Raw genomic sequence first — 18,967 nt, forward strand, 5'->3', positions numbered from 1 at the left:
ATCGAGAGTGGTAGAAAATGAGGTGGACAGCATGTTGTCGGAACCGCTCCATCAGGTAATGAACGAGATTGCCGGTAGGCTCTATCGTGAGGATGGCCATGGTGGACAAGGCCCTTTTGCAGGGAAGCTGCTGGTCGGAGGAAGCTGTGGTCTTGCGCTGCAAGGGGTTACGCTTGAGGCTGAGCCTCGGGACATCGATATTTATGTTGACCGCGAGTCGGTTCATGCAGTTTATGAGCGTTTCCAGGATTGCTGTTACGATCAACCGCGTGAGGACGAGACGCCTATTTATCGATCCGTGTTAAGCCATTATGAGCTGCAAGGGGTTAAAATTGAGCTCGTAGGTGACTTTCGAGTTCGTACCGAGCAAGCCAGCTACCGTGTTGAGGTGGAAGAGCTGCTGTGGAGCTATGCTTCTTTGTCATCTTATCAGGACGGGAAGCTGCGGCTTATGCCTCTTGAGCATGAGCTAGTCTTTAATGTGCTGCGCGGCCGGCCGGATCGTTATCAAGCGATTGCTGAGGTGCTTGCGCGGCGTACACACAACGGGAATACAAATCCGCTACTGGCTGAAATAGCGAGCCGAAATCGATTTTCTGACCTATTTCAAGGTCAGCTGGATACATTGCTCCAAAAGCTGGGCGAGGGGGCTAAGGGATGAAGAGCGGCACGGTGAAGGTGACTTTTTTGCCGGAGGGGAAAACGTCCGAGGTGCGGCCTGGAACGACGCTGCTGGAAGCGGCAAGGCGCGCCGGAATCGTGCTGCGTACCCGCTGCGGAGGCAAGGCAGGCTGCTTGATGTGCAAGGTTCATGCCGCCGATGTAAGCAGCCTGGAAAAGCCCGCACACAATGAGCTGCTTAAGCTTGGAGCAGCCGTCAACGAAGGGGTGCGCTTGGCTTGTCAGGCCAAGGTAGCACGCGATACGGAGGTACATGTGCCGGAGGACCCTCTTCGAGCGGCAATCCGAAAACAGCTGGAACAGCAGAAGGAGGATGATTCTTTGTGGTGAACCAACCAACAGAAGGACGTTGGAACCGGTACAAACGCATAAATGTAATGCTATTGGCAGCAGTCTCTATGCTGCTTGTTCTTATACTCGGCGGCTGCGGCGGCGGAAGGCCTGCCACGGCTGCAGATGGTGCTGCGCTGAACCCGGCCGCAGTGAAAGAGGCTATTCTCATTGTTCAAAACGGAGTTGAAGAATATCAAAAGAAAACTGGCGTGCCTCCAATCAAGAACAGCACGGAGGACACTCCCATCTATGAAAAATATGTGATTGATATGCGCAAGCTGGTTGAACGGCATATGATCAGTCAAATTCCAACGATTGCGTTTGAGAACGGCGGAACGTATCAATTTGTGCTTGTACATCCGGAGACAAATCCCGAGGTCAAGCTGCTGGACGTGGCGGCTTTCCAGAAAACGTCCGATTTGCAAAAAAAGATCGCACAATATGCTGCCTCCAACGGAGGGCAGCTGCCTCAAGGGGACCCGGTTGCTCCCGGCTATTCCCGTATCGATTTTACAAAACTGGGCGTGAAGGAGGAGCAAATCCGCAGTCCGTATTCCAATCAATTTATCACATTTGTTTTGTCGGACAAGGGTGAGGTCGGGATTGATTACGCGCTCGACATCGCTATGCTCGTTCAGAAAAAATCGATACTACCCGGAGAGCAGGATGACCTCCGCGAGCTTCTGGTAAAGGAATTCCCTTTCATTCCTGTGCGTTCGTTTCCATATCGCTGGATCAATCAAGAGCCCGTTGTCCAATAGGACCGGGCTCTTTTCCATCGCTTTTAAGAATAAGATGGTTCTTCTGTTCATATATCATATCGGAGTCACTTTTCGGCCGACCCTCACGTCTTGGGCCCAGGACGTAATATAAAGCGGAGGGAAAAGGTTGTCATATTCGTGGCCGACGTACATATATTGATACTAGTCCAAATGAATGTACGAGTAAGTCGCTTTACGCATCCGTGGTCACATTGGCTTGAGGAAGGTAGTACGGCGACAGGCGGCATCATTACACTACCTTTTGGGAGGGAATCTCATTGGAAAAAGTAGATATTTTCAAGGACATCGCAGAACGAACCGGCGGAGATATTTACCTGGGGGTCGTTGGTGCGGTCCGCACGGGCAAATCTACCTTTATCAAGCGTTTTATGGAAACTTTAGTTTTGCCTAGCATGGAAAGTGAGTCGGAGCGCGCAAGAGCGACCGATGAACTGCCGCAAAGTGCGGCCGGACGCACCATCATGACGACAGAGCCTAAATTTGTACCGAATCACGCGGTTCAGCTGAATGTCGCTGACGGCTTGAATGTCAATGTTCGTCTTGTCGATTGCGTTGGCTATGCCGTGGAAGGTGCAAAAGGGTACGAGGACGAAAACGGACCGCGTATGATTAGCACTCCGTGGTTTGAAGAGCCGATCCCGTTCCAAGAAGCAGCGGAAATCGGCACACGCAAGGTCATTCAAGAGCATTCCACACTGGGTGTTGTGGTAACGACAGACGGCTCCATCGCTGAAATTCCGCGTTCGTCTTATGTAGATGCGGAAGAGCGCGTCATTAATGAGCTGAAGGAAGTCGGCAAGCCGTTCATCCTCATCATCAACTCGACGAAGCCGCAAAGCCCGGAAGCACAGGCGCTCCGTGCGGAGCTTTCCGAGAAATATGATATTCCAGCGATGACAATGAGCGTTGCCAACATGGGTGAGCAGGAAGTGCTCGGCGTGCTCCGTGAGGTGCTGTACGAATTCCCTGTTCACGAAGTGAACGTGAACCTGCCGAGCTGGGTTATGGTGCTGGAAGAAAAGCACTGGCTGCGTGCCAGCTTTGAGAATTCCGTTCGCGATACGGTGAAGGACATCCGCCGTCTGCGCGATGTGGACCGTGTGGTGAGCCAGTTTACCGAATACGAGTTTATCGATAATGCCGGTTTGGCGGGAATGAATATGGGTCAAGGCGTTGCGGAAATCGACCTGTATGCCCCGGATGAGCTCTACGACCGCATCTTGATGGAAGTGGTCGGGGTAGAAATTCGCGGGAAGGATCACCTGCTGCAGCTGATGCAGGAATTTACCCACGCGAAGCGCGAGTACGACCAAGTGGCGGAAGCGCTCGACATGGTGAAGACGACCGGCTACGGCATTGCAGCACCGACGCTTGCGGAAATGGCGCTCGATGAGCCGGAGCTGATCCGTCAAGGCTCGAGATTCGGCGTTCGCCTGAAGGCAACGGCGCCGTCGATCCATATGATCCGCGTCGACGTCGAGTCTGAATTCGCGCCGATTATCGGTACGGAGAAGCAGTCCGAGGAGCTGGTGCGTTACTTAATGCAGGATTTCGAGGACAACCCGACGAAGATTTGGGAATCCGATATTTTTGGCCGCTCGCTCCACTCCATTGTACGCGAGGGGATCCAGGGCAAGCTGGCGATGATGCCGGACAACGCCCGCTACAAGCTGCAGGAAACACTGGGCCGCATTATTAACGAAGGCTCCGGCGGTTTGATTGCCATCATCCTGTAAATCGATCATAAGTGAAATAGTACTCTAAATAAACAGCAAAAGGTAACGTATCGGTCGGAATTTCGGCATAGGTGCGTTACCTTTTTTGTGCTGGTGAATAAAAATTTGGAGAGTAGAGGCATGTACTTCAAATGGGTAAAGCTGCATGTGCGGGATCGCATTTTCTACCGCAATTAAGGTAAAAATGTTCACGAAAAAGATCTCAACAAAAGGAGCAGATCAAGATTAACAACATGTTCTCAGCGCAGCTCTACCATTGGTTTGTTCGACCCAAATGGGTGACAAAGAAATATATACATGACCATATTCAAAGCAGCTTTCAGTTTAATGATCACGTTGTGTTAGATTTCGGATCCGGAACAGGTGCGAACTGCTCCATGTTCACTCCAGGCCTCTATATCGGGGTAGACCCGGATGAAAAGAGAATCGACTACGCACGAAGATTGTACCCGGAGCATTCGTTTCAGGTTCTACAGAATAACCGGCTGCCGATCGACGACCGGAAGGTGGACTACATTCTCATTGTTGCTGTGCTGCATCACATTTCCTCGGAGGAAATTTCTCTTTACATGGATGAGTTTCGCCGTATTCTGAAGCCTTCGGGAACGATTATTGTGATGGAGCCGTGCTTATGCAGCCGTACACCGATATGTAACCGTTTTATGAAGTGGTATGATAAGGGGGACTATATCCGAGAAGAGGAGGATTATATCCATTTGTTTGCCTCTCATGATTACGAATGCACCGTATTAAAAAGATTTCGTAAATGCTTCCTCTACAATGAGTTGTTTTTCTCTGCAGCACCAAAATTAGCGCAAACAATGGATTAATTTCCTGCATATCACATAATAAAGAGTCCCCCCGGAAGCGTCGGCGGGGACTGTTTTTTTGAAATTTGAACAAGGTTTCAAAACTTAGGACTTGCAAAGCATCGTACCGCTGTATTACTATGGATTTGTCGCTTTTGCCTTGCGGAATCACGTTTTTTTGAACGGATATGTATATTTTTCATTAGAACGGTGAAGACAAGTAGTATCAAGGATAATGCGTCATGACTTCTCTCTTGGGGGGAGGTGAAAGGCATGAATAAAACTGATCTCATCAATAAAGTAGCGGAATCTACGGACTTGGCGAAGAAGGACGTTACCAAGGTGGTAGACGCTGTTTTCGAATCCATCTCCGAGGCGCTCCAGTCTGGAGACAAGGTACAGCTCGTGGGCTTTGGCAACTTCGAAGTCCGTGAACGCTCCGCACGTAAAGGCCGTAACCCGCAAACCGGAGAAGAAATCGAAATTCCGGCGAGCAAGGTTCCTGCTTTCAAGCCTGGCAAAGCGCTGAAAGACGGAATCCAATAGTCATTACATAAGTGCGTACGACAAACCGCGAACGGTTCCGTTCGCGGTTTTCTTTTTAGGAAAAAATACCAAGCTTGACGGGTTCTGCTGGCTGTGTTAGGTTAAGAATATTTGAGGCAATTAGGAAACTATGTGATTGGTCGATTTGGAAAGGGGCACCTATGGAGGAAGTAAAACAAGTAAAGCAGGCTGCAAGCGGGAATGCACTTTCAGCATTTTTCCGATGCTTGCGCCCAAAGCAGTGGACAAAGAACGTTCTCGTATTTGGCGCATTTTTATTTTCGGTGACAGAGGTTGGGGTGTCTGCCTTTGTGAATTCGCTGTTCGGCTTCCTGCTGTTTTGCTGCGTGGCCGGTGTCGTATATATTATTAACGATTATATGGATGTCGAGCAGGATCGTGTACACCCGGAAAAAAGGTTTCGTCCGATGGCTTCCGGAGCGATTCGACCCAATACGGCTTTAACACTTGGAATTGTTCTATTGATCGCGGCCTTATCTTTATCGCTGATGCTTAACGTGCCTTTTACGATTTTGCTTGTCGCTTATTTTATTATGAATATTGCCTACTCGGTTCGGTTGAAGCATGTCGTCATCATTGACGTGATGATCGTTGCTGCGGGCTTTGTAATGCGCGCGGTTGGCGGAGCTATGGTTATTGAGCGTCCGTTTACGCCTTGGTTTTTGGTATGTACCATGCTGCTGGCTTTGTTTCTTGCGATCAGCAAACGCCGCCACGAGCTGATCCTGTTTCAGGAAAAGAAAGGCTCGCACCGCAAGGTGCTGCAGTTTTATTCTCCACAGCTGCTTGACCAGATGATCAGCATTGTCACAACTGCAACCATTATGAGCTATGGATTATATACGTTTACGTCCGGCGTGACCGTTCACTTGATGTGGACGCTGCCATTTGTGATTTACGGTATTTTCCGCTATTTATATTTGATCTACATGGAAGAGAAGGGCGGGAGCCCGGAAAAGGTGCTGCTTCAGGATAAGCATATTTTGACGACAGTGCTGCTGTACGGTGTCACTGTATTTATTATCCTTTACTTTTACGGCGGTTAGGGGAACGAAAATATGCTGAAGTATGTATTGGCTTTTATCAGTATTTTGCTTGGAGCCAGCGCGCAAATTATGCTGAAAAAGGGCTCGGGGGCTTTGAACGGCGTTAAGGGCAGCCTGGTTGACACCGTCATGAAGGTGGCGCTGAATCCATTTATTATCGGCGGTTTTGTGCTCTACGGACTAAGCGCGGTGACATGGGTTGCAGTGCTTTCCAAAATGAAATTAAGCGTGGCGTATCCGCTTGTTAGCTTAAGCTACGTCATCGTTGTCATTGCCTCGTATTTTATTTTTAAAGAAACGATTGTATGGACGCAGATCGTTGCACTGGCGTTTATCGTCATCGGTGTGCTGCTGTTAGTACGTTAAACCGCACGTTCGGCTAAGTTGAACGCTGCGTTAACGCCGGAGGGATCGAATCATGCTTATGTTTTTGGTTATCAATGCAGTTGTGCTGTTTTCCGCTGTGCTTGTCACTAGAAAGCTGCGGCTGTCCGGATTGGATGCACTGCTCGCGTGCGCGGTCATCTGGATTTCACAAATTTTGCTTTCTCTAACGATAGCCGGTGGGCTGCTGAAGCAATTTAACGGAATGGGCGCTGCCCTTGTAAATCTCGCGATTTCCGCATGCAGCGTGGCTGCCGTTCGGTTGGCCTCAGGGCGGCCGAAGCTTAGTGAGCTGTCTTATCCGAGCTCGTCCGGGCTTGGCTTTGAGCCGGCGCCGACAAGAAGGGAAAGCTTGTGGAGCCAGCCTTGGGTGCTGATTCTTGGGGCGATTGCTGCGGCGGAAATATTGCTTGCTGTATTTTTGGCCTATTTGCTTCCTTCCTCTGATTGGGATAGTTTGTACTATCATCTCGTTTCGATTGCCGCATGGATGCAAAATGGTGAAATCGGCATCGTCCCATATGCGTTGTGGTCGAATGTGTATCCGATTAATTCGGAGCTGTACTATTCCTGGTATGTCATTTTCTTCGGACATGATCGTTACGTGAACGCGGGACAAATCGCACTTGCCTTGTTGGGCGCAGGGGCAACGTCGGGCATTGCCCGGGCGGCAGGAATTGGCCGATATGCTTCAGCTGCGGCCGGTTTTATCTGGCTGCTGACGCCGATCGTTGTGTCGCAGCTGCGCACGAATTACGTCGATGTCGCTTTTGCAGCTGTGTTCCTGGCATCGTTTTACTTTACTGTGCAGTATGTAAAACAGCCATCCATGGTTTATGCCGTATTGGCCGGACTTGCCGGGGGTACGGCACTAGGGATGAAGTCGTCGGGAGTCGCTTACATCGGCTTGCTGGCATTGTTGTTGTTTATACACAGCATTGTGCTCGGTTTAGCCGGACGCCGGCAAAGAGAAGGACTTCGCAATTCACTGCTGTACCTGATCCCACTCGCTGTGCTGGGCGGAATCTGGTATATCCGCACTTGGGTTGTTTATGGGAACCCGATTTACCCGTTTGAAGTTAAGATTCTTGGCCATGTGCTGTTCGCCGGGACAGGCTCCGTTCACGATCTGATTATGGTGGCCAATACTCCGGAACAGTTTCTCGGAAAGCCGGCATGGAAGCAGCTGCTGATGTCCTGGCGCGCTGAACCTTCTCCTGCCTATTACGACCAGCGCATCGGGGGCTTCGGACTGCAGTGGCTGTATACATTGCTGCCTGCTGCGATTGGGTACACCGCATACATGGCCTGGAAAAACCGTTTTGTGTTTGTCACGGTTTGCTTGCCCTTCCTGCTTATTTTCGCGGTTCAGCCTGCTTCCTGGTGGGCGCGTTACACGATTTTCTTTGTCGCCTTTGGTGCAATTGCAGCAGCATTTTTGGTGGAAAAGGTTCGATTCGTGCTGTTAAAGTGGCCGCTGCAGCTTGCTATCTCGGCATTGATCGTCATTTCCTTGGCTGCGCACCATAAGGTTACCTTGAATATGGATAAAATTCGGTTAGCTTTATCGCTTCCGGCAAATGAGCGCACGATCGGAAATGTATATTTCCCGGAATATAAATTTGTGGACAAGCTGCCGCAAGGAACATCCATTGCCGTTTGGTACGACCGGTTCTTATATCCGTTCTTTGGGCCAAGCTTCAGCAATCAAGTCGTGATGCTGAATGGGACGGCGGAAGAAGGTAAGCAGCTGGCCGCAGCGATGCTGGAAGGAAAGTCGGATTATTTATTTACAGTGCAAAACGCATTTGTAGATAAAATGGCCGCTCAGCATCCGGATGCATTCCAGCTTGTTGAGACGTTCGAGGACCGGTACCGGGTGTATAAAATTGAAGCTGCTGCGTTAACGAAACTGGCCGGCGGAGGATCGGGCTTATGATGTATGTATTGGCACCTTTTATCGGCTGGCTGGTGGCCGGCACGATGAAATTTATAGTGAACTATATCCGCTTTGGCGGAGAAGCGAAGGCCCGGATCGGCAATGGAGGCTTTCCGAGCAACCACACCACGATAATGACTACGACTGTTGCCTTGATTGGCTTTAAGCATGGCTTCCTGACTCCGGAGTTTGGACTTGGCGTCGCTATTACGTATATCGTGATCATTGACGCTCTTGGATTGCGCCGACATGTCGGATATCATGCAGAGCACTTAAATCAGCTGACGGCGAAGGATACCGAGCTTTCCCGCAAGCTGAAGAAGCTGCGTGAATCGATGGGTCATACGCGAATCGAAGTCGCCGGAGGTCTTGTGCTTGGGGCGCTTCTCGGTTTTGTTCTAGATCTGCTGTCGTCTCTTCTCGGCTGGTAAGGTTGAGATTCGGGGCATTGACATCCGATTATAAATGAGATAACATACTTTTGCCGATTTTTTCGTCGGCAATGTCGGGTATTGGCGCAGCTTGGTAGCGCGCACCCTTGGGGTGGGTGAGGTCGTGGGTTCAACTCCCGCATACCCGACCATTATTTATATGTTTGATTTTCGCATACATAATCATCGCCCTTACTGATCGACTTTGGATGAGTGTGGGCGATTTTTTATGTCCTAAACTGAGGGTAAGCGATTTCATTTTACATTCATTTAACACTTTACAATCCGTTAACATTATCATATAGTTGATTACGGTTTGATTAATGTCGTGAAGGGGAAACATATGACAAGAAAATGGTTAGCAGCCCTTAAAGGTATAGACTGGTCCATGATTGGTATTTTAGCCTCCATCTTTTTAATTTGGCAGATCGGTTTATCGTTTCATTGGGACAAAAAGGCTTGGCTGCTTTTACTGGTTTGCTTAATCGGAGTGCGTAAGTATGCCAATAAACAAATGAGTCCGTATTTTTTTGCCGTGGTTGTGCCGACACTTGTCGTATTTTATTTCGTGAGTAAGTCCGGGCCCGGTTTTTGGTGGGGAATTGCGGACAGCTTATTTAAAAACAGCAAGCATATTTGGGTATGGGACGATTTTATGCGCTCCATTCCGCTCAACGACGCGGCTTGGGCCCGTTTCTTTCACTGGGATACCCTTGATTACTATATGAGATGGATTTACAATTTGGGCTTCGTATTGCCTCTATGGCTGGGGATTATTTACTGTGTGTTTTCGGGCAGATTAGCCGATATGTTCCGTTTCGTTTTGTCCGGCCATATCATGCAACTGCCGCTCATTTTGCCGTTTTATAATTTGATTTTACTTCGTGAGGTTTGGTGGGTGAAAGGTCAGCCGGACCTGCTGCTTCGTGAGTTTGCCGATGAAAATGCGAAGCTTGTAACGGTTATGAACTGCTTTCCGAGCATGCATACATCCATTGCGTTTGCGATGATGCTGCTTGCCCTGCGCCAGAAGGATCCGGTCTTCAAATGGGTGATGGCTGTGTACTGCGGCTCGATCATATGGTCGACGCTTTACCTACAAATTCACTGGGTGCTTGATTTGTTTGCGGGAATGCTCTTTGCGTATGGCGTCGTCAAGCTGGCGGACGGAATCGTATACTTGGTCAAAGAAAAGCTGATGCCGGCTCGTGTAAAGCAGGCTTGGCAGGCGCCGCAGCCGAAACCGGAATTAGGTGCCGCAACAACAACAGTATAATGTAAATGAAGGCGTTCCCTGCGACAAGGGAATGCCTTTTTTGCCTTCGTTGCTTTCATCAGAAAAGTCCGTTATATTGTAACAAGAGCAATGCAGGCGGGAAATTGAAGACAGAGGAGGAGGGGACGTAAATGGAAGGCGGAACAAATGATTATTTTGTTATTAAGGCAAAAGAGAACGGGGTCCATGTCATCGGGCTGACGCGCGGACAGGATACCCGCTTTCATCATACGGAAAAGCTGGATAAAGGTGAGGTCATGATCGCGCAGTTCACGGAGCACACATCGGCTGTGAAAATCCGGGGCAAGGCGACGATTATGACGAAATACGGGAATATTCAAACCGACGAGTAGTCCTAAATGTTCCCCGGCGGTGAAAGGGCAGGCATAGCCTGCCCTTTTGCATTGTAAAATGAGATAAGGGACGTTGTGAGGAGGAATCGGGAAATGGCGTGGTTCGTTCGTCTAGCAGCCGCATCGATCATATCGATCGGAATCGCGTTTTCTTTATCTTTATTGCCGCAATTGGAGGACAAGGGAAGGATGCTCCAGGAGGACCGGTCAGTGTTTCAGCCGCAGCCGACCATGCCGATGACCTCGGAAACCGCGGTGAATGAGCTGGCGAAGCTGCCGCTTCATTCCGAAATCCGCCGGGTGGATTGGAGCTCAAGTATTTTATCCGTCGATCTGTTAACTAAAGAAGAGAGGATGACGGAAGAGCTGTACGAGGACCTAGGGAAGCTCGCACAGCTGGGAATTATGGAAAAGCAGAACGTAAAGGGTGTACTCGTCCGGGTGCTCGAGGATCCAAGCCAAGGAGGAAGCAATCAGCTGCTTGTTGCGATGGAAGCGAGCCGGAGTCATCTAAGCGAAGAAACGTTGACACAGCTTCGAGAAAAAAAACTGAAATTCCGCGAATTGCTTGGAAAAGAAATTCCGTTGAACTGGGGTCCGAAGTGGCGGCCAGAAACATGACCGATGCGTGTGCGTCTTGATTCGTATTGTGTTATAATAGTAAGGATTCTCAGCAGGTTTTTGCTCTTAGTACAGTATTGGAGGCTGCTTCATGTATCAAGTCTCGGAAATAGCCAAAAAATATACCGAATATGATATGATTCAGAAAAATACGGATTTGCCTGAATTTCCGGAATTTCGTACCCGCCTGTTGTATTCGTTTTTGCAGGCCGGTCGGCCGAATGAAAACAGCGGTGAAGTGAACTCGCTGGCCGTTTCCCTCGTTCAATTAGGACTCGATACGCACGAGCTGGTGGACACCGAGGAGCAGGTTTCTTCGAAGAAGGCGTTTTTAGCCCGGCAGATGCGTGTGCTGGCGGGGGATTATTTCAGCAGCAGATTCTATCATTTGCTCTCTAAAGCGGGACATGTGGACGTTGTACAGCAGGTTTCACAGGCCATTTGCGAGGTCAATCGCCTGAAAATGAACTTATATGCAAAGATGAATCAAAGTAAACTGACTGCCGATGAATATATCGAGCACCATGTCGATATACGTTCCGGCTTGTTTTTATCACTGGCGCAAAAGATGGTGGAGCCGTACAGATCCTTATGGCCCGATATTTTATGCGGCTTTACACGCTGCGAGGTGCTGCTGAAGGAGCTGACTTGCAGCGAATCGGCAGAGAGCTTCCGCGGCAGCTGGGCCTATTGGCATCTGCTTGGTCATGCGCAGAAGGATGAACAAAAAGCAATTGCAGCAGAGGATTTGGATGTGCAGAAGGTGAAGGGCCTGCTGCTGAAGTATAATATTCGGACACAGCTGCTTTCGATGCTTCGCGAGCAATGGGATGCTGTACAGATAGCGATAGGGCGAGTGGATTCAGAGGTCTTACATAAGGAATTGTTTGCGATTGGAGAGCCGTTTATTAGACATACTGCCGCTCCAAAGTGTCTCGAAGAAATTTAAGGTGGAATGCAGCTTGGAAGGAAAAGCAAAAGAAAAATTCGTACATGCGGTTTTTGAAAAAATCGCCCCTAAATATGACTTGATGAACGACGTTTTAAGCTTCGGACGACATAAAGCTTGGCGTCGTTTTACCATGCGCAAAATGGACATGCAGCCGGGGCAAACGGCAGTTGATTTATGCTGCGGCACCTGTGATTGGACGGTCGCTATGGCTCAGGCAAGCGGAACCGGCTCTGTTGTGGGTCTTGACTTCAGCCAAAATATGCTTAGCTTTGGAGATAAGAAAATTAAAGCGCTTGGATTGGACAAGCAAATTACGCTCGTGCATGGGAATGCGATGGAGCTTCCTTTTGCGGATAACTCCTTTGATTTTGCGACAATTGGCTTCGGCCTTCGCAATGTTCCGGATTTTGAGCAGGTACTGAGCGAAATGAAGCGGGTTGTCAAGCCGGGAGGAAGCGTTGTATGTTTAGAGCTTTCCAAACCTGTGTGGGAGCCGTTTAAATCTCTTTATTATTTTTACTTCCAGCGAATATTGCCGCAGATCGCCAAACTGACAGTGAAGAGCTATGAACAGTACAAGTGGCTTCCTGAATCGCTGGCGAAATTTCCGGATCATAAGCAGCTTGCCGCCTTATTTTCAAAGGTAGGGCTTCAGCATGTTGAGGTTTACCCGTTAACTGGAGGAATTGCGGCATTACATATCGGCAAGAAGGGTACTGAGCTATGATAAGCAAAATTAAAATTTTTCTAGAAATGATAAAGTTCGAGCATACGATTTTTGCCCTGCCGTTTGCTTTCATGGGAGCGATACTTGGCGCGGTAACTACGTTTGGCCAGCTTCCAACCTGGCCGCAAATCGGCTGGATTACGCTTGCGATGGTTGGAGCCAGATCGGCGGCGATGGGCCTCAATCGTGTAGTCGATAAAGCGATTGACGCTAAAAATCCAAGGACGGCCATGCGCGCGATTCCGGCAGGACTGCTGTCCTCGAAAGAAGTATTGTTTTTTATCGCGGCTTCTTTCCTGCTGCTCTACATCGCGGCATCGCAGTTAAGCGCTTTGTGCGTCAAATTAATGCCGATCGCGGTCTTCTTTTTAGTGTTCTACTCCTATACAAAACGGTTTACATGGCTTTGTCATCTCGTGCTTGGTTTGGCCATCGGTTTGGCTCCATTGGGAGGCTGGGTGGCCGTTACGGGCAGCATCAACGCGACCGCTCTTGTACTTTATGTATCTGTCGTATTTTGGATTGCCGGCTTTGACTTGATTTATTCCTGTCAGGACATCGATTATGACCGTAAGGAAGGGCTGTTTTCCATTCCAAGCCGATTTGGATTAAAAGCTGCGCTCATGACGGGCAGAGTGTTTCACGCTATTACCGCAGCGGGCTTTGGGCTGTTGTTTTTGCTGGCGGATTTAAACTGGCTGTACTTATTGGGTACTGTCGTTTCGTATTTACTGCTCATTTACGAGCACCGGCTGGTAAATCCAAATGATCTGTCGAAAGTGAACTTATCGTTCTTTACGATGAACGGTGTGCTTAGCATGGTGATGTTTGTATTTACATTTATGGATGTGGTGGTGCTTCATTCATGAGCGAAGCAGCGAGCAGGCCGTGGATTGTCGGGATCAGCGGAGCTAGCGGGGCTGTATATGGGATTCGGCTTTGTGAGGCGCTGCTGTCGCTTGGTGAAGAGGTGCGTCTGGTGATTACCGATGCAGGCTGGCGGGTGCTGAAGGACGAGCATGGCTGGCAGGTAACGAACCGGCTGGAAACACTACAGGCAAAGTTCGACGGGTTGCCCGGCAGCTGGAGGTATTACCCGATCCAGGATATTGGGGCGGGTATTGCCAGCGGCTCCTATCGAACGAAAGGAATGGTCGTTATTCCGTGTTCGATGGGGACCCTTGGGGCAATTGCCGGCGGTTTGTCCGACAATTTACTGGAAAGAGCGGCGGATGTCATGCTGAAGGAAGGGCGTAAGCTCATTCTAGTTCCCAGAGAAACGCCGGTCCATGCCATTCACCTACAGAACATGCTGACCTTGGCGCAAATGGGCGCAACCATCGTGCCGGCCATGCCCGGCTTTTATCACCAGCCGACATCGATTGAGCAGATGATAGATTTTATGGTGGGAAAAGTACTGGATTGCATGGACATCGATCATGATTTATACAAAAGATGGGGAGATCGCTCGTGAGCGAAAATGGTCGGCCGCTGCAAATCGGCCAAATTAACTACACGAATGCTTGGCCTTTGTTTTACGATTTTCCGGGTGCAGCGTTGGAGGGGCGCGTGGAAATGATCCGCAGAGTGCCCTCGGAGCTGAATCGCGGACTTGCCGAAGGCAATATCGATTTGAGCGCGGTTTCATCTTTTGCTTATGCGGAGCATGCGGACAAGCTCCTGCTCCTGCCGGATCTTTCGGTCAGCTCCGATGGAAAGGTCGGTTCCATATTGTTGTTCCACCGGGTACCGGTGAGGCAGCTGGACGGCCGTTCGATTGCAGTGACTACAACGTCGGCTACCTCGGTCAATCTGCTGAAAATATTAATGCACAAATATTACGAGGTAAGTCCTGTTTATGAGCCCTCGACGCCGAATCTCGATGCCATGATGGAGTGCTGCGAAGCAGCATTGCTGATCGGGGATGATGCCATTCGTGCGGAATGGGCGAACAAGGGGCGGTATCTTGTTACGGATCTTGGGGAACAATGGAAACAATTCTCAGGATATGGTATGACCTATGCAGTCTGGGCGCTTCGCCGGGATGCGGCGGACCGCTATCCTCGGCTTATTGCGGATATCGTCCAGGAATTTCAGCGGTGCAAGCAAATGGGGCTAACCTTGCCTCAGGATATGATCCATCGTGCAATGCTTCAAATCGGAGGCAGTGAACGATTTTGGAAGCAGTATTTTTCGGGTCTCCGTTACGATTTCGGAGCGGCCGAAAAAGCAGGATTAACGTTGTATTTCCGGCTTGCTTACGAGCTTGGGCTGCTTCCCCGGCTTGTGGAACCTGTCCTTTGGCAGGAGAGCCAAGACTCTTGGTAATGCAGGTGAATGAATGAAACTTTTGCAGATTTATACCCATTTTAAAAAAGATATGGATTATATCGAAAAGCAGCTCGAAGCGGCGGTGCGAACCGATCACGCGATGCTGAACCAATCCTCACTGCACCTGCTGAAAGCGGGAGGAAAGCGCCTTCGGCCGGTGTTTGTTTTAATGGCAGGCCGTTTTGGGAATTATGATATCGAGCGGTTAAAATTGGTAGCCGTCGCGTTGGAGCTCATCCATATGGCGACACTGGTACACGACGATGTCATTGACGATGCGGAGACTCGGCGCGGTCAGCTAACGGTAAAGTCGAAGTGGGACAACCGGATTGCGATGTATACGGGCGATTATATTTTAGGCAAGGCGTTAAACGTCATAACAGAGCTGGATGATCCGCGAATACATACGATTTTGTCTAAAGCTATGGTAGAAATGTGCATCGGTGAAATGGAGCAGATCCGTTATTTTTACCGGCACGAGCAGTCGGTCCGGGATTATTTGCTGCGCATCCGCCGCAAAACGGCACTTTTGGTTGCGATTTCCTGTCAATTGGGAGCGATCGCAGCCGGAGCTCCGGAGTCGGTATGCCGAACGCTATATTCATTTGGCTATAACGTAGGGATGACGTTTCAAATCCGTGACGATGTGCTTGATTTAACGAGTACCGAGGACGCGATCGGCAAGCCGCCGGGCAGCGACTTAAGGCAGGGCAACGTTACGCTGCCGGTCATTTACGCGCTGCGCGATCAGCAGTTACGGCCAGATATTATCCGCGTTCTCGACCAAATTGCAGAGGGCGGGGAAAGGGCGTACGCCGAAGTGCCGGGTCTTATCGAGAAAATCCGTCGCAGCAGCGGCATTAAAGAAGCTGAGCACTTGTCCCAAAAATATATCGATAAAGCGATTGCGGCTCTGGATGATCTCCCGGACCACAAAAGCAAAGAGTACATGCGCGAAATTGCTCTATTCGTCGGGAACCGCTCTTATTAATCGATTATAATCGAGAGGAGTTTTGGAAGATGGAAAGAACATTTCTGATGGTAAAACCGGATGGCGTGCAGCGTGGATTAGTTGGAGAGATTGTGAGCAGATTCGAACGCAAAGGGTTTCAATTGGTCGGCGGAAAGCTGATGAACATCACCAGAGAGCAGGCGGAAAAGCACTACGCGGAGCATCTGGGCAAGCCTTTTTTTGAGGACCTCGTCTCTTTTATTACTTCGGGACCTGTTTTTGGCATGGTATGGGAAGGCGACGATGTAATTACCATATCCCGTATGATGATGGGCAAAACGAATGTATTGGATTCCATGCCGGGAACGATTCGCGGCGATTACGCGGCACATACGAACCGCAATTTAATTCATGGGTCGGACTCTCCGGAAAGCGCAGAACGGGAAATTTCCAACTTCTTTAAACCAGATGAGCTTCTTACCTATACCCGCGCAGTTCAGAAGTGGCTGTAAGCCTCTGTACTCGCATACATCCCGGTCATGCTTCGGCGGTCCGGGATGTTTTTTTGTGAAGAGAGAAATGTTTACAAGCAGGAACTTTCACCGGGTACGTGGAATAGTTATCGGATACTTCGTATAAAGGGGATCATCATGGAAGACAAAGACTTTCTCCTATTTATCCAAAAAGTGAATCAGCACCTAAACATTGACCTAGCCCAATACAAGGAAGCGCAGATGAAGCGGAGGCTGACGACACTTCGCCAGCGCCGCGGTCATGACACCTTCGCATCATTTTTTGACGCGATGATTAAAGACAAGGAAGTGCTTCACGAGTTCTTGGACCGCATGACAATTAACGTTTCTGAATTTTGGCGCAATCCGAACAGGTGGGAAATTGTAGAGAAAAAGATCGTCCCGGAGCTTCTTCGCACCGGCCGTAAGGTCAAGCTGTGGAGCGCTGCCTGCTCGACAGGGGAAGAGCCGTATACGATCGCAATGATTGCCGCAGAGCAAAAAGGCTTTCCGCAGGTGCAGATTACAGCTACGGATTTAGACACCGGCGCGCTTGAAAAAGCGAAGCGCGGCGTGTACATTGATCGCTCTTTGAAGGATGTTCCTCCTTTATATGTGAATAAATATTTTTCCAAGCAAGGTGAGCTTTTCGCAGTTTCCGACGAGTTAAAGAAAAATATTAAGTTTGAAAAAGGCAATCTGCTAACCGATGCGTTTGATACAAATATTGATTTGATCGTTTGCCGGAATGTGATGATTTACTTTACAGAGGAAGCCAAGCATAAGCTGTATTTCAAGTTCAGCCGGGCGCTTCGCACCGGAGGCATTTTGTTTGTCGGCAGCACCGAGCAAATTTTTTCACCGGGACAATACGGTCTGGAGCCGATGGATACGTTCTTTTACCGGAAGGTCGCCGACGTATAACTGAAAACGTTCGTATATGTTTTTCCATATCTTCCAATACTATGAGTGAACCTGAAATTACTCGGAGGATGTTATGGACAAAAGTAAAGTGATCAACGCCTATCGCCGGGGTTTTATTACCATTCAGGAATGTGCGCAAATTTTAGGCATTGATTCCCTAAAGCTTATGGGAATGGTAAACGAGCCGGAATGGGCCGACCATCCAAGCGTACGACGTCAGCAGCCTACAGGAACACTGGTCAATCAATGAGCAGCGGAAAGCACTTCACGCCGCATTTGGCGGGATGAAGTGCTTTTTTTTCTGTGCAGGCTCCCTTCTTTTGGTTGTCAAGGATGGAAGGGTGTACTATAATAAACGACAAGACATTTACCGCATAAAAGCGCTAAAGCGCCAAGGGAACGGAAGCGTTCCGGGAGAGGGAGGAAGCAACATGAGATTTTTAACGGCTGGGGAAACCCACGGGCCCCAATTAACAACGATAATCGAAGGTTTGCCGAGCAATCTGCCGATTGCTGCGGAAGCTATTAATGAACAATTGGCAAGAAGACAGAAAGGGCACGGCCGCGGTCGCCGGATGCAGATCGAGAAGGATACGGTGCAAATCGTTGGCGGCGTGCGTCATGGCAAAACAACAGGAGCGCCGGTCGCGCTCGTGGTGTCGAATAATGACTGGAAAAATTGGACACAAATTATGGGTGCGGATCCGGTGCCGGACGATTCCGAAGCAAAGCGCCGTGTCAATCGCCCGCGTCCAGGCCATGCCGATTTGAACGGCGGATTGAAATACAATCAACGAGATATGCGCAATATTCTCGAGCGCTCGAGCGCCAGAGAAACGACGGCGAGAGTGGCAGTCGGCGCGGTTGCCCGCGAACTGCTTGCCCAATTCGGGATTCGTACGGTCAGCCATGTCATCCGGATCGGTGACATTGAAGTAAATCGCATGGATGTATCGGTTGACGAGCTTCGCGAAATTACGGAGGAATCTCCGGTGCGCGTTGCCGACAAGGAAGCGGAAGCGAAAATGATCGAAGCGATCGATGCGGCGAAAGCGGACGGAGATACACTGGGTGGAATTGTTGAGGTAATTATTGAAGGCTTGCCGGTTGGTCTTGGCAGCCATGTGCAGTGGGACCGCAAGCTGGACGGACGTATCGCACAGGCGGTGGTGTCGATCCAGGCGTTCAAGGGCGTGGAATTTGGCATCGGCTTTGAAGCGGCAAAGCTTCGCGGGTCCAAGGTGCATGATGAGATTGTGTATTCCCAGGACGGCGGTTTTAAGCGGGCCTCCAACCGCGCTGGCGGCTTTGAGGGCGGCATGACTTCGGGAATGCCTCTTGTCGTTCGCGGCGTCATGAAGCCGATTTCGACCCTGTACAAGCCGCTGCAAAGCGTCGACATTGACACGAAGGAAGTGTTCACGGCGCAGGTGGAGCGTTCCGATACATGTGCGGTGCCGGCGGCGGGTGTTATTATGGAAAACGTAATCGCATGGGAAGTGGCGAACGCCTTTATGGAGAAATTCGGGGGCGATTCCCTTGAAGAAATCCGTGCGAATTACGAGAACTACCTGGAGCAAATCGAACAATATTAATATACGGAGGGTTCGG

The 18,967-nt window shown here is 49.7% G+C and carries 23 protein-coding genes and 1 tRNA gene; all 24 read left to right on the forward strand.

Going from position 1 to position 18,967, the window contains the following annotated elements; genetic code table 11:
- Positions 1-34: 34 nt before the first annotated feature.
- The 24 genes from GQS10_RS04280 (at position 35) to aroC (ending at position 18,951) form a co-directional block, all read left to right on the forward strand.
- Positions 35-661 (forward strand): nucleotidyltransferase family protein, encoded by a 627-nt coding sequence (locus GQS10_RS04280; RefSeq protein WP_166239336.1) that lies wholly within the window; start codon positions 35-37, stop codon positions 659-661.
- Entirely contained in the window at positions 658-1,011 is a 354-nt protein-coding gene (locus GQS10_RS04285) for a 2Fe-2S iron-sulfur cluster-binding protein (RefSeq protein ID WP_166239338.1), read from the forward strand. The genes GQS10_RS04280 and GQS10_RS04285 overlap by 4 nt, the downstream gene beginning before the upstream one ends.
- Positions 1,005-1,775 (forward strand): hypothetical protein, encoded by a 771-nt coding sequence (locus GQS10_RS04290; RefSeq protein ID WP_166239340.1) that lies wholly within the window; start codon positions 1,005-1,007, stop codon positions 1,773-1,775. The genes GQS10_RS04285 and GQS10_RS04290 overlap by 7 nt, the downstream gene beginning before the upstream one ends.
- Positions 1,776-2,053: 278 nt before the next feature.
- Positions 2,054-3,532 (forward strand): stage IV sporulation protein A, encoded by a 1,479-nt coding sequence (gene spoIVA / locus GQS10_RS04295; RefSeq protein WP_166239342.1) that lies wholly within the window; start codon positions 2,054-2,056, stop codon positions 3,530-3,532.
- A gap of 278 nt (positions 3,533-3,810) precedes the next feature.
- Complete coding sequence (locus GQS10_RS04300; protein ID WP_341805002.1) at positions 3,811-4,362, forward strand: class I SAM-dependent methyltransferase; 552 nt, start codon at positions 3,811-3,813, stop codon at positions 4,360-4,362.
- A gap of 252 nt (positions 4,363-4,614) precedes the next feature.
- Positions 4,615-4,887 carry an HU family DNA-binding protein gene (locus GQS10_RS04305; RefSeq protein ID WP_166239346.1) on the forward strand — a complete coding sequence of 91 codons (273 nt, stop codon included), beginning with the start codon at positions 4,615-4,617 and terminating at the stop codon, positions 4,885-4,887.
- Positions 4,888-5,048: 161 nt separating this feature from the next.
- Positions 5,049-5,954 carry a decaprenyl-phosphate phosphoribosyltransferase gene (locus GQS10_RS04310; protein ID WP_166239348.1) on the forward strand — a complete coding sequence of 302 codons (906 nt, stop codon included), beginning with the start codon at positions 5,049-5,051 and terminating at the stop codon, positions 5,952-5,954.
- Positions 5,955-5,966: 12 nt separating this feature from the next.
- The gene (locus GQS10_RS04315) at positions 5,967-6,320 is read left to right on the forward strand and encodes an EamA family transporter (protein ID WP_166239350.1); all 354 of its coding nucleotides are present in this window, start codon (positions 5,967-5,969) and stop codon (positions 6,318-6,320) included.
- A gap of 52 nt (positions 6,321-6,372) precedes the next feature.
- Complete coding sequence (locus tag GQS10_RS04320; RefSeq protein WP_166239352.1) at positions 6,373-8,277, forward strand: hypothetical protein; 1,905 nt, start codon at positions 6,373-6,375, stop codon at positions 8,275-8,277.
- The gene (locus GQS10_RS04325) at positions 8,274-8,708 is read left to right on the forward strand and encodes a divergent PAP2 family protein (RefSeq protein WP_166239354.1); all 435 of its coding nucleotides are present in this window, start codon (positions 8,274-8,276) and stop codon (positions 8,706-8,708) included. Before GQS10_RS04320 ends, GQS10_RS04325 begins: the two co-directional genes overlap by 4 nt.
- A gap of 75 nt (positions 8,709-8,783) precedes the next feature.
- Positions 8,784-8,860, forward strand: a tRNA-Pro gene (locus GQS10_RS04330).
- A 191-nt stretch (positions 8,861-9,051) separates the two neighbouring features.
- Positions 9,052-9,984, forward strand: coding sequence for a phosphatase PAP2 family protein (locus GQS10_RS04335; protein WP_243734946.1), 933 nt, complete (start codon positions 9,052-9,054; stop codon positions 9,982-9,984).
- A gap of 131 nt (positions 9,985-10,115) precedes the next feature.
- Positions 10,116-10,337, forward strand: a complete 222-nt coding sequence (gene mtrB / locus GQS10_RS04340; RefSeq protein ID WP_166239356.1) for a trp RNA-binding attenuation protein MtrB — start codon at positions 10,116-10,118, stop codon at positions 10,335-10,337.
- Positions 10,338-10,430: 93 nt separating this feature from the next.
- Positions 10,431-10,958 carry a hypothetical protein gene (locus GQS10_RS04345; protein ID WP_166239358.1) on the forward strand — a complete coding sequence of 176 codons (528 nt, stop codon included), beginning with the start codon at positions 10,431-10,433 and terminating at the stop codon, positions 10,956-10,958.
- A 91-nt stretch (positions 10,959-11,049) separates the two neighbouring features.
- A complete protein-coding gene (locus GQS10_RS04350) occupies positions 11,050-11,907 on the forward strand; it encodes a heptaprenyl diphosphate synthase component 1 (RefSeq protein ID WP_166239360.1) in 858 nt (285 codons plus the stop codon).
- Positions 11,908-11,920: 13 nt separating this feature from the next.
- Positions 11,921-12,637 carry a demethylmenaquinone methyltransferase gene (locus GQS10_RS04355; RefSeq protein WP_166239362.1) on the forward strand — a complete coding sequence of 239 codons (717 nt, stop codon included), beginning with the start codon at positions 11,921-11,923 and terminating at the stop codon, positions 12,635-12,637.
- A complete protein-coding gene (locus tag GQS10_RS04360) occupies positions 12,634-13,506 on the forward strand; it encodes a UbiA-like polyprenyltransferase (protein ID WP_166239364.1) in 873 nt (290 codons plus the stop codon). The genes GQS10_RS04355 and GQS10_RS04360 overlap by 4 nt, the downstream gene beginning before the upstream one ends.
- The gene (locus GQS10_RS04365; RefSeq protein ID WP_166239366.1) at positions 13,503-14,111 is read left to right on the forward strand and encodes a UbiX family flavin prenyltransferase; all 609 of its coding nucleotides are present in this window, start codon (positions 13,503-13,505) and stop codon (positions 14,109-14,111) included. The genes GQS10_RS04360 and GQS10_RS04365 overlap by 4 nt, the downstream gene beginning before the upstream one ends.
- Positions 14,108-14,965, forward strand: coding sequence for a menaquinone biosynthesis protein (locus GQS10_RS04370; protein WP_341805003.1), 858 nt, complete (start codon positions 14,108-14,110; stop codon positions 14,963-14,965). Before GQS10_RS04365 ends, GQS10_RS04370 begins: the two co-directional genes overlap by 4 nt.
- Positions 14,966-14,978: 13 nt before the next feature.
- The gene (gene hepT, locus GQS10_RS04375; protein WP_166239370.1) at positions 14,979-15,959 is read left to right on the forward strand and encodes a heptaprenyl diphosphate synthase component II; all 981 of its coding nucleotides are present in this window, start codon (positions 14,979-14,981) and stop codon (positions 15,957-15,959) included.
- Positions 15,960-15,988: 29 nt separating this feature from the next.
- On the forward strand, positions 15,989-16,432 hold the full coding sequence (gene ndk, locus GQS10_RS04380) for a nucleoside-diphosphate kinase (RefSeq protein ID WP_166239372.1): 444 nt from the start codon (positions 15,989-15,991) through the stop codon (positions 16,430-16,432).
- A gap of 138 nt (positions 16,433-16,570) precedes the next feature.
- Positions 16,571-17,356, forward strand: a complete 786-nt coding sequence (locus GQS10_RS04385) for a CheR family methyltransferase (protein ID WP_166239374.1) — start codon at positions 16,571-16,573, stop codon at positions 17,354-17,356.
- A 73-nt stretch (positions 17,357-17,429) separates the two neighbouring features.
- Entirely contained in the window at positions 17,430-17,606 is a 177-nt protein-coding gene (locus GQS10_RS04390) for a hypothetical protein (protein ID WP_166239376.1), read from the forward strand.
- Positions 17,607-17,787: 181 nt separating this feature from the next.
- The gene (aroC, locus tag GQS10_RS04395) at positions 17,788-18,951 is read left to right on the forward strand and encodes a chorismate synthase (RefSeq protein WP_166239378.1); all 1,164 of its coding nucleotides are present in this window, start codon (positions 17,788-17,790) and stop codon (positions 18,949-18,951) included.
- The last annotated feature ends 16 nt before the right edge of the window (positions 18,952-18,967 follow it).

Origin of the sequence: Paenibacillus turpanensis (assembly GCF_011421635.1) — a bacterium.
GTDB lineage: Bacteria > Bacillota > Bacilli > Paenibacillales > YIM-B00363 > Paenibacillus_AK > Paenibacillus_AK turpanensis.

Bases quoted from the DNA above. Each gene is read 5' to 3' on its own strand.
- GQS10_RS04285 (WP_166239338.1), top strand. From the start codon at position 658: ATGAAGAGCGGCACGGTGAAGGTGACTTTTTTGCCGGAGGGGAAAACG.
- GQS10_RS04305 (WP_166239346.1), top strand. From the start codon at position 4,615: ATGAATAAAACTGATCTCATCAATAAAGTAGCGGAATCTACGGACTTG.
- GQS10_RS04310 (WP_166239348.1), top strand. From the start codon at position 5,049: ATGGAGGAAGTAAAACAAGTAAAGCAGGCTGCAAGCGGGAATGCACTT.
- GQS10_RS04315 (WP_166239350.1), top strand. From the start codon at position 5,967: ATGCTGAAGTATGTATTGGCTTTTATCAGTATTTTGCTTGGAGCCAGC.
- GQS10_RS04320 (WP_166239352.1), top strand. From the start codon at position 6,373: ATGCTTATGTTTTTGGTTATCAATGCAGTTGTGCTGTTTTCCGCTGTG.
- GQS10_RS04325 (WP_166239354.1), top strand. From the start codon at position 8,274: ATGATGTATGTATTGGCACCTTTTATCGGCTGGCTGGTGGCCGGCACG.
- GQS10_RS04335 (WP_243734946.1), top strand. From the start codon at position 9,052: ATGACAAGAAAATGGTTAGCAGCCCTTAAAGGTATAGACTGGTCCATG.
- mtrB (WP_166239356.1), top strand. From the start codon at position 10,116: ATGGAAGGCGGAACAAATGATTATTTTGTTATTAAGGCAAAAGAGAAC.
- GQS10_RS04345 (WP_166239358.1), top strand. From the start codon at position 10,431: ATGGCGTGGTTCGTTCGTCTAGCAGCCGCATCGATCATATCGATCGGA.
- GQS10_RS04350 (WP_166239360.1), top strand. From the start codon at position 11,050: ATGTATCAAGTCTCGGAAATAGCCAAAAAATATACCGAATATGATATG.
- GQS10_RS04360 (WP_166239364.1), top strand. From the start codon at position 12,634: ATGATAAGCAAAATTAAAATTTTTCTAGAAATGATAAAGTTCGAGCAT.
- GQS10_RS04365 (WP_166239366.1), top strand. From the start codon at position 13,503: ATGAGCGAAGCAGCGAGCAGGCCGTGGATTGTCGGGATCAGCGGAGCT.
- hepT (WP_166239370.1), top strand. From the start codon at position 14,979: ATGAAACTTTTGCAGATTTATACCCATTTTAAAAAAGATATGGATTAT.
- ndk (WP_166239372.1), top strand. From the start codon at position 15,989: ATGGAAAGAACATTTCTGATGGTAAAACCGGATGGCGTGCAGCGTGGA.
- GQS10_RS04385 (WP_166239374.1), top strand. From the start codon at position 16,571: ATGGAAGACAAAGACTTTCTCCTATTTATCCAAAAAGTGAATCAGCAC.
- GQS10_RS04390 (WP_166239376.1), top strand. From the start codon at position 17,430: ATGGACAAAAGTAAAGTGATCAACGCCTATCGCCGGGGTTTTATTACC.
- aroC (WP_166239378.1), top strand. From the start codon at position 17,788: ATGAGATTTTTAACGGCTGGGGAAACCCACGGGCCCCAATTAACAACG.